Annotated in this window: 12 protein-coding genes; 3 read left to right on the forward strand and 9 right to left on the reverse strand. The window is 69.9% G+C overall.

Annotated features, from left to right (window positions below; genetic code table 11):
- Window positions 1-121: 121 nt before the first annotated feature.
- Window positions 122-1,198 carry a PHP domain-containing protein gene (locus WME95_RS36960; protein ID WP_437904018.1) on the reverse strand — a complete coding sequence of 359 codons (1,077 nt, stop codon included), beginning with the start codon at window positions 1,196-1,198 and terminating at the stop codon, window positions 122-124.
- A gap of 192 nt (window positions 1,199-1,390) precedes the next feature.
- Between WME95_RS36960 and WME95_RS36965 the strand changes: the two genes are divergently transcribed.
- Window positions 1,391-2,500, forward strand: a complete 1,110-nt coding sequence (locus tag WME95_RS36965; protein WP_437904019.1) for a glycosyl transferase — start codon at window positions 1,391-1,393, stop codon at window positions 2,498-2,500.
- Between the two features lie 29 nt (window positions 2,501-2,529).
- On the opposite strand, the gene corA is transcribed toward WME95_RS36965, so the two are convergent.
- Window positions 2,530-3,735, reverse strand: coding sequence for a magnesium/cobalt transporter CorA (gene corA, locus WME95_RS36970; protein WP_437904020.1), 1,206 nt, complete (start codon window positions 3,733-3,735; stop codon window positions 2,530-2,532).
- Window positions 3,736-3,983: 248 nt separating this feature from the next.
- On the opposite strand from corA, the gene WME95_RS36975 reads away from it, so the two are divergent.
- Window positions 3,984-5,309 (forward strand): hypothetical protein, encoded by a 1,326-nt coding sequence (locus WME95_RS36975; protein WP_437904021.1) that lies wholly within the window; start codon window positions 3,984-3,986, stop codon window positions 5,307-5,309.
- A 39-nt stretch (window positions 5,310-5,348) separates the two neighbouring features.
- Here the strand turns inward: WME95_RS36975 and WME95_RS36980 are convergent, their stop codons facing one another.
- Window positions 5,349-5,768: a GFA family protein gene (locus WME95_RS36980; protein WP_437904022.1), complete on the reverse strand. Its 420-nt coding sequence runs from the start codon at window positions 5,766-5,768 to the stop codon at window positions 5,349-5,351.
- Window positions 5,769-5,992: 224 nt separating this feature from the next.
- Here WME95_RS36980 and WME95_RS36985 point away from each other — a divergent pair, with 224 nt between their 5' ends.
- Entirely contained in the window at window positions 5,993-7,537 is a 1,545-nt protein-coding gene (locus WME95_RS36985) for a hypothetical protein (protein ID WP_437904023.1), read from the forward strand.
- 208 nt (window positions 7,538-7,745) lie between these two features.
- Here the strand turns inward: WME95_RS36985 and WME95_RS36990 are convergent, their stop codons facing one another.
- From WME95_RS36990 to WME95_RS37015, 6 genes are all read right to left on the reverse strand, one after another.
- Complete coding sequence (locus WME95_RS36990) at window positions 7,746-7,883, reverse strand: hypothetical protein (protein ID WP_437904024.1); 138 nt, start codon at window positions 7,881-7,883, stop codon at window positions 7,746-7,748.
- 165 nt (window positions 7,884-8,048) lie between these two features.
- The gene (locus WME95_RS36995) at window positions 8,049-10,277 is read right to left on the reverse strand and encodes an NADP-dependent isocitrate dehydrogenase (RefSeq protein ID WP_437904025.1); all 2,229 of its coding nucleotides are present in this window, start codon (window positions 10,275-10,277) and stop codon (window positions 8,049-8,051) included.
- A gap of 367 nt (window positions 10,278-10,644) precedes the next feature.
- Window positions 10,645-11,889 carry a PAS domain-containing sensor histidine kinase gene (locus WME95_RS37000; RefSeq protein ID WP_437904026.1) on the reverse strand — a complete coding sequence of 415 codons (1,245 nt, stop codon included), beginning with the start codon at window positions 11,887-11,889 and terminating at the stop codon, window positions 10,645-10,647.
- A gap of 21 nt (window positions 11,890-11,910) precedes the next feature.
- On the reverse strand, window positions 11,911-13,608 hold the full coding sequence (locus WME95_RS37005; protein ID WP_437904027.1) for an RAD55 family ATPase: 1,698 nt from the start codon (window positions 13,606-13,608) through the stop codon (window positions 11,911-11,913).
- On the reverse strand, window positions 13,609-14,058 hold the full coding sequence (locus tag WME95_RS37010) for a hypothetical protein (RefSeq protein ID WP_437904028.1): 450 nt from the start codon (window positions 14,056-14,058) through the stop codon (window positions 13,609-13,611).
- Window positions 14,055-15,533 (reverse strand): ATPase domain-containing protein, encoded by a 1,479-nt coding sequence (locus tag WME95_RS37015; RefSeq protein ID WP_437904029.1) that lies wholly within the window; start codon window positions 15,531-15,533, stop codon window positions 14,055-14,057. The genes WME95_RS37010 and WME95_RS37015 overlap by 4 nt, the downstream gene beginning before the upstream one ends.
- Window positions 15,534-15,959 lie beyond the last annotated feature (426 nt).

The raw sequence follows: 15,959 nt of genomic DNA on the forward strand, positions 1-15,959 counted from the left end.
AACCCCCGGCAGATCCGCCGCCGTCCCCAAGCTCGTCCGCTGACGGACGCGGGTGCACCTCGCCTCACCGGGCCGTCCGTCGGCTCCGCCCTGCGCGCTCCCGCCCTCGCCGCCCCTACTCCTACTCCACGGTCGCGTACGCCGGCGTCCACGCCCGCTTGCCGTCCGGCCGCGTGATCCGCGCCCGCACGTACCGCTCCCCGCCGCGGAGCCGGTACGTCGCCCGCCCCTCCGCGGGCTGCTGCCGCTCCAGCACGCGCCCGCCCCGCCCGACGAACTCGACGACCGCGCCTGCCGCCACCGGCCAGACCGAGAACGCGTCCCCGGCGAGCGCGATCCTCCGCAGCCTCGCCCCGGACGACGCGTAGAGCCGTCCCCGGGCGAGCGCGCTGCAGATCGCGGCGCGCGACGCCTCCCGCGAGAACACCTCGATGAACCCGCGGCCGGGCCCCGCGGGGGGCGCGCCCGAGCCGGCCGTGAGCTGGTGCAGATCGTCCACCGCGACGCCGACGATCCCCCCTCCCTCGGCGCCGCGCATTGTCAGCACCGCATCCCATAGCGCCTCGTGCGACGGGCGCGTGGCGTCGCCGTCCGTGTACACGTACGGGTGCCCGCTGTGGATCTCGAGGAGCTCCGCCGCAGGCGCCGCCAGGAGGTCGCCGGCGGACAACGACCAGTCGAAATTCGGATGGTTGATGAGCGCCACGCCCCCCTCGGCCCGCACACGCCCGATCGCCCACTTCAGCGCCTCCCCCTTGGTCAGGAAGGCGCCCCCGCCGATCGTCGCCCGCGTGCAGAGCGCGTTCACGTGCACGGGCTTCCCCTCGGCCCACATCGTGACCTCCTCGCCGGGGATCACGGCGAAATTCGACGTCGATGAGGGGTCCTGGAACATCGCGGGATCGACGCGCTGGTTGTGGTCTGTCAGCGCCACGAAGGAATACCCGTTCTCGCGGTACCAGCGGACGACGTCGCGCGGCTCGCTGTCCCCATCGCTCAGGGACGTGTGCGTGTGGATGTTCCCGCGCTGGAACACCTCCACGTCGAGCGCCTTCTCGAAGCGCGGGCGGCCCGGCGGTCCATGCCCTCCGGGAGCAGAGCCCGAATCGGGCGAGGCGCGCTCCGCCCTGCCGGCGAGCGCGAGGAGCGCCGCTGCGCCGATGAACAGGAGAGCACTCCAGCGTCCGCGCATGCTCATTGAGATGACAAGGAGAGTATACAGAACGCCAGGGCCGCGGCCAATTCGCAGAGAGCGCGCCCGCGCCTCCGCCGCCGCGCGTTACCTCTCGCGCTCTCCGGCGCGCGCGAGGTGGCGCACGCATGCGCGCGCCGCCTCTTCTTCAATTTTTAATTGCCCCGGTCCACCGGCGTCCGGCGGCATACTGCTCCCGTGACGCTCCCCCTCCTCGCGCTCGTCATGATCGTCAAGGACGAGGCCCCCTCCATCCGCGAGACCCTCGCCTCGGCCAGGCCCCACGTCGACCGGTTCACCCTCCTCGACACCGGCTCCACCGACGGCACACAGGCCCTCGCGCGCGCCGCCATGGCGGGCGTCCCCGGCGATCTCGTCGAGGAGCCCTTCGTCGACTTCGGCGCGACCCGCAGCCGCGCCCTCGACCTCGCGGGCGACGCGGCCGTGTTCACCCTCATGCTGAGCGGCGACGAGCGCCTCGTCGCCGGCGGCGCGCTCCGTCGCTTCTGCGAGGAGCGCCGCGACGCGTCGGGCCCGGTGCACGGCGCCTACCACGTCCGCGTGCGCTACGGCGATTCCGTCTACGACTCCGCCCGGCTCGCCCGCGCCTCGGCCGGGTGGCGCTACGTCGGCGCCACCCACGAGGTGCTCTCCAGGGAGGGCGAGCCGCCCCCCTCGATCCGCGTCCCCGACGCCCACATCGTCCACGACCTCTCTCGCCGCGACGCCGCCGCCCAGACCCGGAGGTGGCAGCGCGACCTGGAGCTGCTCTCCGCCGCGCTGGCCCGATCCCCCGGCGACGGCCGCGCCGCCTTCTACCTCGCGCAGACGCTGGAGTGCCTCGGCCGGCACGCGGAGGCGTTCGAGGCCTACGGGCGGCGCGCCGCGCTCGGGGGCTGGCAGGAGGAGGTCTACGAATCGCTGTTCCGCATGGCGCGCACCGCCGCCGCGCTCGGGCGCCCCTGGCCCGAGGTGCAGCAGCGCTACCTCGACGCCCACGCCCACAGCCCGCACCGCGCCGAGCCGCTCTTCGCCGTCGCCTGGCACTGGTACGGACAGCGGTGCTGGCCGCTCACCTACCTCTTCGCCTCCCGCGGCGCCGCCCTCCCCTTCCCCGCCGAGGCCACCCTCTTCGTGGACGCCGAGGTCTACGAGCACAAGCTGCTCGACCTCGTCGCCACCAGCGCGTTCCACGTCGGCGAGCTCGCCGCCGGCGAGGCGGCGCTGCGCAAGGCCCTCGCGCGCCGCCCCGGCGATCCGCGCCTGCTCGGGAACCTCGCGTTCTACGCGCCCGCGAAGAAGCGCTGACGCGCCGCGCTCGCGCCGCTTGTTGACGCTCAGGCGCCGTCGTCGTCCTTCCTGATCCAGCCCTTGCGGCGATAGTAGGTGAGCAGCCCGACGACGCTCGCCAGCATCAGGCACCATACGAACGGATAGCCGTAATACCAGTCGAGCTCCGGCATGTTGTACGGCGAGCTCTCGTGGTGGAAGTTCATTCCGTAGATGCCCGCAATGGCGGTCACCGGGAGGAAGATCGTCGAGATGATCGTGAGCACCTTCATGATCTCGTTCATCTTGTTCGATATCCCGGAGAGGTGGAGATCCATGAGGCCCGAGCTCAGCTCGCGGTAGGTCTCGACCATGTCCATCAGCTGCACCGCGTGATCGTACGTGTCGCGCAGGTAGAGCCGCGTGTCCTTGGCGATGAGCGGGTTGTCCTCGCGGAGCAGCGCGTTGACGAGATCGCGCTGCGGCCAGATGGCGCGCCGGAGCGTGAGCAGATCCCGCTTCAGATCGTGGATCGGCTTCGACATCCGGCGCTTCGCGTCGATCACCTCGACCTCCAGGTCCTCGATGTGCTCGCCGAGCCGCTCGAGCACCGGGAAGAAGCCGTCGACCACCGCGTCGAGCAGCGCGTACGCCAGGTAATCGGCGCCCCGCTCCCGGATCGAGCCCCGGCCGGTGCGGATTCGCTCCCGCACGGCCTCCATGACGTCCCAGTCGGCCTCTTCCTGCACCGTCAGGACGAAGCTCTTGCCGACCAGGATGGCCAGCTGCTCGGTGCGCAGCACGCAGCGCTCGTTGACCTGCGCCATCCGCGCGATGATGAGCACGTGCTCGCCGCCGTAGACGTCCGCCTTCGGCCGCTGGGGCACGTTGACCATGTCCTCCAGCGCGAGCGGGTGGACACGGAAGATCTCGCCCAGCCGCTCGAAGGTCCCCTTGTGCCCGAGCCCCCGGACATCGACCCACGTGATGGAGGGCCGGTCGTCCGTGAGGTAGGGGATGCACTCGTCGACGCTCTGGATCTCCTTCTCAGACACGACCTCGGCGTCGTAGTCGATGACGAAGATCTTCGGCCGCTGCGTCTCCTCGATGACGAGCGTCCCGGGCGGCGACGCCGGCGGCGGCTCGTGCACGAGCCGGGCGCGCCTGGGCCGCAGCGTCGTCCGGTCGAGGTCGGCCCTCTCCTGGACCCAGGCGGCGTGCGGTTGCGGCACGCTGCTGCGCCGCGACTCGGGGGGTAGGGTTGTGCTCGTCACGGGGGCGTGATGGTAGACCAAGATCGCGCGGCATCGAGCACAGGATGACGGGCGCTCTCGCGCTCGCTCCGCGCCGCCGGGTGGCGTATGCTGATCGGGCCGCGGAGGGGAGTTGCTGGTCGGGCCGCGGCGGGGAACGGGCGCTCGCAGGGCCGCCTCTTCCTCCCTGTCCCTGCTGGCCGGGGGAGCGCGCGACGCGCGCCGGCCTGCGCCTCGCGCCGCCGCGCGCCCTGCCCTTCCGGATGCCCATGGGAACGACCCTCGACATCGCGATCGGCCTCGTCAGCGTCTTCTTCCTGCTCAGCGTCCTCTGCTCGGCCATCCACGAGGCGCTCGCCGGCGTGCTCCGGCTGCGCGCGATCAACCTGGCGCAGAGCATCGAGATCATGCTGGCCGACAGCGAGCTCGACGCGCACGTGAAGCAATCGCCCGGCGCCGCCGACTCAGCCGCCCCCAAGAGCTCCCCGCTGGAGCAGGCCGTGAAGCGCGCGGCGCGGCGCGCTGTCGAGCTCGTCCGCACCCGGGTGATGCCAGGGCCGCTCCCGAGCCCGCTCGCGGCGAAGCTCCGCGAGCACCCGCTGATCAAGGATCTCAAGTACGGCTGGGTAGGGCCGTCCTACATCCCGTCGCACGCGTTCGTGGCCGCGCTCATCGACACCCTGCGGCACGTCCCCTGGCCCGACAGCGCCGCGGCGCCGCCCCCGCAGGCCGGCGCCACGCCTTCGCAGACCGGCGCCGCGCCGGTGCTGGCGGGCGACGCCGCTTCCGCGCCCCTGCAGCAGGCGAGCGACGGCGTCCCTCCGCCGGAGGCGAGCGCCGCCGCGCCGGCGCAGGGCGAGATCGCGGCGGCGCCGAGCCGCGACGAGGACCCGCTCGACGAGCTCAAGCAGATCATCCGGAGCATGCCGCCGAAGAGCGATCTCCGGCGCGCGCTCGCCACGATCGTCGACTCCACGGTCAAGGACATGCGCGAGGCCAACATCCGGCTGGAGCGCTGGTTCAATGACGCCATGGACCGGGCCGCCGGCCGGTACAAGCGCCGCGCGCAGCTGATCATCAGCGCGACGGCGCTCGTCCTCTGCGTCGGGTTCAACGCCGACAGCATCCGCCTCGCGGGCGCCCTCTCGCGCGACGCGGTGGTGCGCGCCCGGCTGATCGCGGCGGCGCAGGAGATCGCGAAGTCGCCGCCCCGCGCCGCGCCCCAGGCCGGCGGCACCAACCAGAACGAGGACATCATGGCCGCGATCGCCGAGGGAAGCGGCGCTCGCTCCCGGCTCGCCGGGCTCGACATCGAGATCACCTGGGGCGTGAAGGCCCCCGAGCACACGAGCGTCCCGAAGCTCTGGAGCGCGATCGCTGCGGTCCTCGGCCAGGGCATCGTCGGCTGGATCCGCGGGGTGCTCGACAGGCTCCTGACCCCCGGCATCCTCATCACCGCGGCCGCCGCCTCCCTCGGCGCGCCGTTCTGGTTCGACCTGCTCAACAAGCTCGTGAACCTCAGGACCGTCGGCAAGAGCCCCGAGCCTTACGAGCCTCCCAAGGGCGCCGGGCCGGACAGCAGCGTGACCCGCTGACCCTGCACTCCACTCAAGGGGACGACACGCCCGGTCGTCCTACCACGACGCTGGAAGCTCGTCGTGGGTGGGAAGCCCTCCGCTGGCGCACCCCCACGGCGCTCTCGATCCCCAGAAGATGTGATCCGTCGGAGAGATGGGCGGCGCTGTATCCAGCGAACCGGCCGGGACGACCACGATGTTGCCGTCGCGCCTCAGGCGCGGGACGGGACACCCGCATTGACTGCAAAACCACTTCCCGAAGCGCTTCGCCGTGGGCAGCTCATAACGCGTGATGGCCTCTTCCCCTGACAGCCATCGGAGCTGACTTGGATCGACGGCCAGATTCGTGGCGTGGCCCGTGCCCGTGCCTTTGCGACACCGCGAGCAATGGCAATGGACCATCAACTTGAACGGCGGATCGACCTCGAATGTCACCGCCCCGCAAAGGCAACTTCCGTGAATGCTGGACTCGCTCATCTGCTCTCTCCAGGCGCCTGACGCCGCGATGGAATGGGACGTTCAGCCTATCCGATCTGACCGGCGAGGATCGAGCTCGGTCCGCCCGACGCGCCCGGAACACGACGCCGTGGCGGCCCCGACACGCGCCGCGGCCGCTCCTTGGACCGGCAGCGACGGGCAGCGGCATTTCGCCCGTGCCCCCGACCTGGTACGCAGGCTGCTTAGATCCAGGGGACCGGACCATGAAGACCTTGAGCGCTTGCTTTCTGCTGGGGATTCTCGTTGGCTGTCAGAAATCCGAGGAGGCCGGCCTGCCGGCGGCGAGCTCGGGGCCGAGCGCCGGCTCGAGCGCTCCCGCGGCGGCCGCCGCGGAGACAGCGTCGCCGGCCGCCGCGGAGGCGGCCTCGTCGGCCCCCGCGGCCGCGACCGCGGCGCCCGCCGAGCCGGCTCCGTCGCCGACCGCGCCGGCGTCTCCTGGTGCGCCGGCGTCCTTCAAGGACGGCCGGAGCGAGTCGATCGCAGCGGCCGTCGGCCTCGGTTGCGAAGCGAAGAGCCTCGACGGCTGGCTCGAGCTGCTTTGCCGGAAGAAGAACGGGACCGGCGGGCACCCTGTTCGCGCGGTGATCCACGATCCGGGCGCGGAGGCCGCGGCCGAAAAGCCGAGCGAGCCCGTGGCGGCCGACGACGCCGGCGAGGCGCCCGACGCGGGCCCGTCGAACGAGGTCCTCGCCGACGAGCGCGGCGAGCTCCGGCTCGTCGCGCCGTTCCGGGCCGAGGCCAAGCAGACCGTCACGCTGGAGTGGACCGACACGCGCTACGAGCTCCAGATCGACGGGACGAGCGCGAAGCTCGACTGGGCCGGCTCCGTGGTGTCGCACCGGCGCGCCTGCCAGGAGCTCCTCGATCAGAACCGGGCGCGCATCTCCGGCGCGCAGAAGCTCGAAGGGCCCGAGAAGGTCTCGGCGGCCGAGGCGACGCGCCTGCCGAAGTTCGGGGTCTGCCAGCCGGCGGGGCTCGGCTCCTGGGCGCTGTCGCTGACGCGCTTCGCGGGCGCCGGCGAGGGCGCGGCGCGGACGCTCGCCTTCGACATCGAGGTCGTGCGGATCGACCTCGAGGGCAAGCGCTTCGCGGCGCCGCTCGGAACGATCGAGGTCGCGCCCGGCGGACTCGCGATCTCCGCGTTGAACGTCTATGACTTCGACGACGACGGCAACGACGAGCTCATCGTCCCCTACGAGCTCAACGCGCTTGCCGCGGGCGCGAAGCCGGCGGCGCCGAGCCCGGTCTGGACGTTCTCGAATGGAGCGGTGTCCGCCTATGCGAAGGCCCCGAGCGTCTCCGGCGGCCTCGGCATCGAGCACCTCGATCACGACATGCGGCCGGACATCGGGAGCTACGGTCCCTTCGTCGCGTGGCTCGGCGCGGACTGCGGCGTGAAGAGCTGCCCGCCGCGGGTGACCGGGCCGAAGTTCTACTTTCACTCGGTGCAGGACGGCTCGTTTTCAGCGACCGACGCCAGCGCGACCGGGGCGCTCGGCCGCGCGTGCGGCAAGAAGCCCGCGGCGATCGTCGTGACGGCCGGCAGCGGCGTGAACGTCGCTCAGACGGCCAAGAACCTCGTCTGCGCGCGCGCGCTGGGCGCCACGCGGGAGGCGCTCGAGGGCGAGCTCACGGCCAAGCGCGCGGACCTCTGCGGCGGCGCGACGACCTGCGCGCTGTCGAGCACCTTCGAGGCCTGGCTCGACGCGGCGCTGCCGGCTGAGCTGGGGAGCGCCGCGAAGCTATAAAGGCTAGAACACCGACGATGAGGCAACCCGGAGAATTTTCACAGGGAGGCGGGGAGGCGGGGAGGAAGAAAGAATGAAGTTCTTTCTCTTGCCGTCTCTCGCTCTCCGCCTCCCCGTCTCCCTGTGAATTCTTGCTTTTTATCGTGGTTTCAACCCGTTTGTCGCTCTAGAGGTATTTCGAGGCCTCAGCGCACCGAGACTCGGGCCGTCATCCGCCGTCCTTCTCCGTGAATCCGAGCACGTGCATGCCGAACGAGGCCGCGAGGAGGATCGCCGCCTCGAGCGGGATGCGGGCGCCCTTCACGTTGGGCTTGTCTCCGCTGCTCGATCGTCCCCGTCCGGCCATTCCCTGCTCCAGTCCACCCAACGATTTCAGACAGGGTGTCATCGTCGGGTGGTGGGCGTCAAGGCGCTCACCCGGAGCGTGACTCGGTCGTACGGTGGTTGAACGGCCGCGACCGCCGAGCGCGTCGCCTGTGGACACGCGCGCTCGGCGGGGACCCCGCGCGGCTCAGGAGAAGCCGTCGATGGCCGCGTTCAGCGTGGCGCTCGGCCGCATCGCGGCGAACGTCTTCTTGTCGTCGAAATGGTAGTACCCGCCGAGGTCGACGGGCTTGCCCTGCGCGCCGATCAGCTCGCCGTCGATCGTGGACTCGTTGTCCGTCAGGGTCTGGGCGAGCTTGCCGAATTTGGCCGCCAGCTCCTTGTCCTCGGTCTGCTTGGCGAGGGACTGCGCCCAGTAGAGCGCGAGGTAGAAGTGGCTGCCGCGGTTGTCGATCTCGCCGACCTTGCGCGCCGGGCTCTTGTTGTTCTCGAGGAACAGGCCGACCGCCGTGTCCAGCGCCTTGGCGAGCACCTTGGCCTTGGCGTTGTTGGTCTTGTTGGCGAGGTCCTCGATCGAGACCTGCAGCGCCAGGAACTCACCGAGCGAGTCCCAGCGCAGGTAGTTCTCTTTCTGCAGCTGCTGGACGTGCTTCGGCGCCGAGCCGCCGGCGCCGGTCTCGTACAGGCCGCCGCCGGCCAGCAGCGGCACGATGGAGAGCATCTTGGCGCTGGTGCCCAGCTCCAGGATCGGGAACAGGTCCGTCAGGTAGTCGCGCAGCACGTTGCCGGTGACGCTGATGGTGTCCTTGCCCTCCTTCATGCGGCCGAGCGTGAACTTGATCGCCTCCACAGGGCTCTTGATCGGGAGCTCCAGGCCCTTGGTGTCGTGCTCGGACAGGTAGGCCTTGACCTTGGCGATCAGGTTCTTGTCGTGGGCGCGGTTCTCGTCGAGCCAGAACACCGCCGGGGAGCCCGTGGCGCGCGCGCGGGAGACGGCCAGCTTGACCCAGTCCTTGATCGCGATGTCCTTCGTCTGGCAAGCGCGGAAGACGTCGCCGGCCTCGACCTCCTGCTCCAGCAGGGCGTTGCCGGAGGCGTCGACGACGCGCACCGTGCCGCTCTCGGCGATCTTGAAGGTCTTGTCGTGTGAGCCGTACTCCTCCGCGGCCTGCGCCATGAGCCCCACGTTCGGCGAGGTGCCCATCGTGCGCGGGTCGAACGCCCCGTGCTGCTTGTGGAACTCGATCGTGGCCTGGTAGATGCCGGCATAGGAGCGATCGGGGATCGTGAACTTGGCGTCGTAGAGCTTGCCATCCGTGCCGTACATCTTGCCGCTGGAGCGGATGGCCGCCGGCATCGAGGCGTCGATGATCACGTCGGAGGGCACGTGCAGGTTGGTGACGCCGCGGTCGGAGTCGACCATGGCCAGCGTCGGGCGTTGCTCGTAGACGGCCTTGATGTCCGCCTCGATCGCCGCCTTCTCGTCTGCCGGCAAGCCCTGGATCTTCGTGTACAGGTCGCCGATGCCGTTGTTCGGGTCGAAGCCAACCTTGGCCAGCGTGGCCGCGTGCTTCTCGAGCGCCTCGGCATAAAACACGCTGACGGCGTGCCCGAAGAGGATCGGGTCGCTGACCTTCATCATCGTGGCCTTGAGGTGCAGGGAGAACAGCACTCCCTGCTTCTTCGCGTCCGCCACCTGCTCGGCGTAGAACGCGCGCAGGGCCTTGGCGCTCATCACGCTGGCGTCCACGACCTCGCCCGCCTGCACCTTGACGCTCGCCTTGAGCACGGTCGTCTTGCCGCCGGCCACGAGCTCGATCTTCAGCTCCTGCGCCTTGTCGACAACGACGGACTTCTCGCTGCCGTAGAAGTCACCGCCCGACATATGAGCGACGTGGCTCTTCGAGTCGCGGCTCCACGCGCCCATCGAGTGCGGGTGCTTCTTGGCGTAGTCCTTGACGGCGGGCGAGGCGCGACGATCGCTGTTGCCCTCGCGCAGGACGGGGTTCACGGCGCTGCCGAGCACCTTGGCGTAACGCGCCTTGACCGCCTTCTCCTCCTCCGTCTTCGGATCGGAGGGATAGTCCGGCACGGCATAGCCCTGCTGCTGCAGCTCCTTGATGGCGGCCACGAGCTGCGGAATGGAGGCGCTGATGTTCGGTAGCTTGATGATGTTGGCGCTCGGCGTCTTGGCCAGCTCGCCGAGCTCCGCCAGGTGGTCGCCTAGCTTCTGGCTGTCCGTCAGGCGCTCGGGGAAGTTGGCGAGGATGCGGCCCGCCAGGGAGATGTCGCGCGTCTCGACCCGGACCCCGGCGGCCTTCGTGAACGCCTCGACGATCGGGAGGAGCGAATAGGTGGCCAAGGCCGGCGCCTCGTCCGTCTTCGTGTAAATGATGGTAGAATTTTGCGTTTCCACTGTTTTCTCGAGGGTTGAACGGGTCGGGATTGTTGGAAAGGTTTCGCCCGGTGCCAAGGGCCCGTCGCACCGGCACAATGCCTGGCACCGAAATTTGCGCAAGCCCCTGGCTCCAGGCCGAGGCGCCGCCGACCTGGCCCGCCGGATGCACGAGCGGCGGGCCGTGGCAGAGCCGCCGCCGAAGCGCGGCGCAGCGCGTAAGTAGAAGAAGCCGGCTCGCTGCGCGATGCGGTGTGCGCGACGAGCGGATCGGGCGCCATCGTGAGCGTCAGATGGCGAGGTCGCGGGGGCTCTGGAGCGCATTCGGGCGCGACGCAGCGCGCCAAAAGCGGCGCACATGCCGTAGTGAGGAGGGCCTGGGCGCAGATCAGCCGCCGCCGCTGGCGGGGGCCGCCGCGATAGGCAGCGTGACGAAGAACGCGCTGCCCCGTCCGACGCTGGACTCGGCCCAGATCCGGCCGTCGTGAGCCTCGACGATCCCCTTCGCGATGGAGAGCCCGAGCCCGGTGCCCGCGCGGGCGGTGGGGCGGGCCTGCCAGAAACGATCGAAGATCAGGGGGATGTCCTCTTGTGCGATCCCGAGCCCGGTGTCCGTCACGGAGAGCATCACCTCGTCGCCGAGGGCTCGTGCCCGGACGGTGATCTCCCCGTGCGTGGGCGTGAACTTGACGGCGTTCTCCAGGAGGTTCGAGAGGACTTGCTGGAGCCGCACCGGATCGGCGGAGACGGCGGGGAGGTCGGCCGCGAGCTCGCTCGTGAGGCGCAGGAGCTTGGCCGCCGCGAGCGGCCGGATGGCGTCGACCGCGTCGCCCACGAGCGGCGCGAGCGAAACCGGGCGCCGCTCGACCGAGAGACGCCCGGCCTCGATGGCCGCGGCGTCGAGCAGGTCCCGGATGAGACGGCTCATCCCCTCGGCGCATCGCTGGATGACGTCGAGTCGCTCGCGCGACCTTCCGCTGGAGTCCGGCACCGGCGCACTCCTCAGAAGCTCGATGCTCATGATCATCGCGCTCAGAGGGGCCTTGAGGTCGTGAGAGACGATGGCGAGGAGGCCCTCTCGCGCGCGCGTGGCGGTCTGAGCCTCCTGGTAGAGCTGCGTCGCGCGCTCGGCGAGCTGCTGCTCGCGGAGCCCGGCGAGGACGAGCGCCTCGTTGGCCTGTCGCACCTCGGCGGCCAGCTGGGCCAGCTCGATGCGCGCCGTCACCTGCGCCGTCGTGTCGACGAGGCGCACGCAGAGGCCCCATGAGCGCGCACGCCCGTCGAGGACGGGGCACACGACGGCGAAACAATGGCCCGTCCGTCCGCCTGCGGCGGGATAGACGAGCTCGCTCGCGAGCTCGGTGATCCCGCTTCGATGGACGCGGTCCTCGATCTCGGCGAGCGCCCCGGCCTCCTGGAGGAGCGTGACGAGCGGCGCGCCCTTCATCTCTTCGGGCGATCTCTGCATGAGCTGGCAGAGCGCCTGGTTCGCGTAGCGCACGACGTGCTTCGGCCCCCCGGTGAACGCGGTCGGCAGGGGCGAGGACTCCGCGGCGCGGCGCAGGAGGGCATCGGTGCCCAGCGGCGCGGCCCTCCGCTCGGACGGTCTCTTCGCCTTCCGCAGCCGATTCATCTCCCCGGCCTCGCCCCTCCTCTACTCTCCGCCGAGCGCGCGCGCCAGCGGCCGGTAGATCGTCTTGCCCTCCTCGACGACCGTGATGGCGTAGCTCAGCTTGACCAGCCGATCGAGCGCACTGCCGAGCTTCGCGCCCTTCCAGCCGAGCGCGGCGGCGATCTCCTCCTGCGTGGCCTCCTTCGCCTCCAGGAGGAGCTTCAGCAGCGTGTCCTCCTCCTCGGTGAGCCCGGGATACGCCGCGCGCTCGCGCGGCGCGCGCAGCTTCGGCTCCCCGGTCAAGATGCCTTGGTACTGCGTGAGCGGCTCCTTGATCACCATCCCCTTCGACGTGATCGCGAACTCGTACAGCTCGGACGAGTGATGGCTCCTCCGCATCTTGACGATCGAGAACACCTTCTTGAGCGCGCCGTTGATCTCGGCGTAGCGCAGGATGCAGATGTTCTCGGTCAAGAACGAGACGGCGTGGGGGCTGAAGCGCAGCTCGTGGAACGACTCGGTCACCTCGACGGTCATGAGGATGGTCACGCCCGCGCCCGTCAAGGCCCCCATCATGCGATAGAGCGACTCCCGGAAGTCCTCGCGGAAGGCCGGCGCCAGGGCCACCTCAAACCCCGTGAGCGAGTCGATCACGAGCCGCTTGGCGTGCATCTCGATGACCGCCTGCTGCACTTCCTGGAGCGTCTCGTCGACCGAGAGGTCGAGGGGCCGGAGCGAGATGATCCTGAGCGCGCCGCTCTTCACCATGCCGTCGAGGTCGAAGCCCATCGCCCCCGCGCGGGCGAGGTAGTCCTTGGGGTGCTCCTCGAAGACCACGAGGACACCGGGCTCCTCCTGGGTCGCGCCGGAGATGAAGTGGGTGCTGAGGCACGTCTTGCCGCAGCCCGAGGGCCCCGCGACGAGCACTGTGTCCCCGAGGGGGATCCCGCCGCCCATCGGCCCGTCCAGCCCGGGGACGCCGCTCGAGACGCGGTGGCTCGGGTCGACCCTCTCGCTCTCCGCCATCCTCTTCAGGACGCGCGGGAAGACGTGGAGGCCGTCTCGGTCGATCCGGAAGGTGTGGAGCCCAGGCATGGACGCCTGGCCGCGGAGCTTCATGACCTGGAGCTTGCGGACGATGGAGTTCCGCTCCCTGCTCTGGCTGAGCCAGAAGATGCTGTCCGCGACGGTGAAGATCGCGTTGTCCTGCATCTCCGCCTCGAGGTACTCGCCGACGAGGAAGGTCGTCGCCTGCCAGCTCGTGAGATGAAGCGCGAGGCGCTGCAGGAACGATTGCAGCTCCATCTCGCCCGCCTCGCGCAGCACCCGCGCGCGAATGACGGTGCGGAAGGAGTCCACCACCACGATGGCGGGCTCCGTCTCCTTCACGATCTGCACGATCCTGTCGATCACCTTGCCGAGGTCCTGCTGGAGCACCTCCTGGCTCAGATCCACGAAGCGGACGAGATCTCCCACCTTCTTGGCGTCGAAGAACGACATCTGCCGCAAATAGCGCAGCATCTTGAGGGCCGGCTCGCCGAGGACGGTGAAGTAGACGGCTCTCCTCTCGGCCGTCGCGCTGCCGAACATGATCTGATGGGCCAGCGTCGTCTTCCCCGACCCCGGCTCGCCCGCGATCAGGTTGAACGAGTACTCGGGCAACCCCCCGCCGAGCACGTCGTCGAGACCCGGGACCCCGGTCAACAGACGCGTGAACGGCGAATCTCCGGTCGTGCTCATCTACTTGCCCCCCGTGGTGGAGGATCCACGGCCCTCTCCAAGTCGCGGCACCTCCGTCCAGATCCGCTGGACGATCCGCAGCGTGAGCTCATCGCCGATGAACGTGAAGAGCAGCCCGATGAGGTGCGCCAGCAAGGCTGTCGTGCCGTCGATCACGGCCGGCGCGCCCTGGCGCTCGACGCGCCCGGCCAGACCCTCGAAGACCACGTTCGACCTCCCCGGAACGACGGCGGTCTCGAGCCAGCCGTGCTCCGGCCGCGCCAGGTGGACCGCGCGCCCGACGAGCGCCTCGACCCCCGCCACGCCGACGATGTTCCGCAGCGCCTCGTGGAGGCGGCGAAAGCAACCCTCGACGCCCCGCGCGATCTCCTCGGGAGCCTCGCGCTCCCCGATCTCGTGCCGCATGATCCTGCGCGCCACGTCGAGCGCATCGGGGCTCGGGTTCATCACGGGGGCCCTCCCATGGAAGAGGGCGCCGAGCGCTTCACCCGCAGCTCCGAGGGCATGCGGGCGATCCCCGAGAGGACCCCTTCGCCGCTCTCCATGGCGGTGAGCACGCGGAGGCCGTCGCTCGAGATCTCGTACTGCCGGATCGTGCGGTCGTGCGCGGTGTCGCGCATCTTGAGGATGGAGAGGATGCGGTAGAGCTCACTGCGGAACTCCACGTATCGGAAGAGGATCAAGTTCTCGCCCAGGCTCGCCAGCGGAGAGTCGGAGAAGTCGAGCTCCGGGCCGGTGACCTGGCTGATCTCCCGCGTGACGAGCGCCGTCACGTCACGGGCTCGAAGCACCTCCGCGAAGCAGACGATGACGCTGCGCCGGCGCCGCTCGTCGGGCACGGCGTGCTCGATCTCGGCGATGCTGTCCAGCGCGAGCCGCTTCGGGCCGAAGTCATCGATTTCCCGCAGCATCTCGCAGAGCAGCTCGTCCGCGCCGGTGTCGATCGGGATGCGATGGAGGACGCGGACGAGGCCCTGCTCGAGGGGCGTCGCCAGATCCATGCCGAAGGCGCGCACCTTGTCGATGAGGAGGCTCGGCGACTCTCGATAGCCGACGATGAGGCCCTTTTCACCTCGCTGGGCGCCGTCGAGGATGTACTGCAACCCCACGAGCGTCTTGCCCGTCCCGGGGGCGCCTGCGAGGAGCGTCACGCTGCCGCGGGGCAGCCCTCCCGACAGCATCTTGTCGAGCTCGACCTGTCCGAGCGGCAGCCGCTCCTGGTGGAGGCCGCCGTCGGAAGGCGCCGTGAGGGCCTCGATGCGTGGAAAGAGGCTCACGCCGTCGGGACCGAGCCGCATCGTGTGGACGCCGAGCATCGGAGAGCGCCCTCGCGCCTTCTGGACCTGGACGGTGCGCACGGCCTGGGTGCCGACGTTGATCTGGCCCAGGAGGAGGATGCAGTCGCTCATCGTGAGCTCGGGCGACATCCCCGCGCCTGGCTCGAGCCGGCCGCTGCCGGTGCTGGTGATGATCGTGGTGCATTCGAGCCCCGCGAGCGCCACGGCGAGCTCGTAGATGAACGTCCGGATCTGCGCGGTCCCGGCATGGAGGTCGCGGATCGTGTCGAGGCCGTCGATGACGAGGAGGCTCGTCCGATGGTCCTTCACCGCCGCGATGAGCGCGTCGAGCGTCCTGTCGAGCCCTTCCTTGATGATCGGATAAACGTGCAAGAGGAAGAGTTGCTTTCCGATCCTGCTCTCGTCGAAGAACGAGAAGGACCGGAGGTGCCGGACGAGCCGGGCGGGAGGCTCCGAGAGCGTGGAGACGTACGCGACGTTCTTGTTCCAGGACGCGGCGCGGAAGGCGATCTGAAACGAGAGCGTCGTCTTTCCCGACCCGGGCGGCCCCATGACGAGGACGACGTCGCCCTCGGGGACGCCGCCGCCGAGGAGCCGATCGAGGTTCGAAACGCCGCTCTCAAGCATGTGGCCGACCCACCGCTCGTCCTTGACTCGCTGCGGTGCCTCGCCGTCGTATAAGTAAGCCCATCAAGCTGACCAGCAAGCGCCATGTGGGGTTCCCCCCGCTGAGAACCGCTCCGGAGAGCCCGACGGTAAGGTAGCGGTCGGTCGCGCGTCGAGCTGCTGCCAGGGCTGGAGTTGCACGTGCGCGCGGACGCAGCCGGCGAGCCATTCCCGAGAGCGGCCATGAATCCGGTACCATTGCAATGCATGGTGCTGGCTGCAGCCTCCGCCGAACCAGCGCGAGCTCTACGTGCAATACAGCGTCGGCTCGAACGCGACGCACCGCGAATCGTTCGTCGTGGTTCACGCGCACGTGCGCAAGCGGCTCGTCGTCGACTGGATCGCGCCCTGCCTGTCGCCCGCGCCTCGTCCAGTCATGTCCGTCCC

The organism is Sorangium sp. So ce327 (genome assembly GCF_051530205.1).
GTDB lineage: Bacteria > Myxococcota_A > Polyangia > Polyangiales > Polyangiaceae > Sorangium > Sorangium cellulosum_B.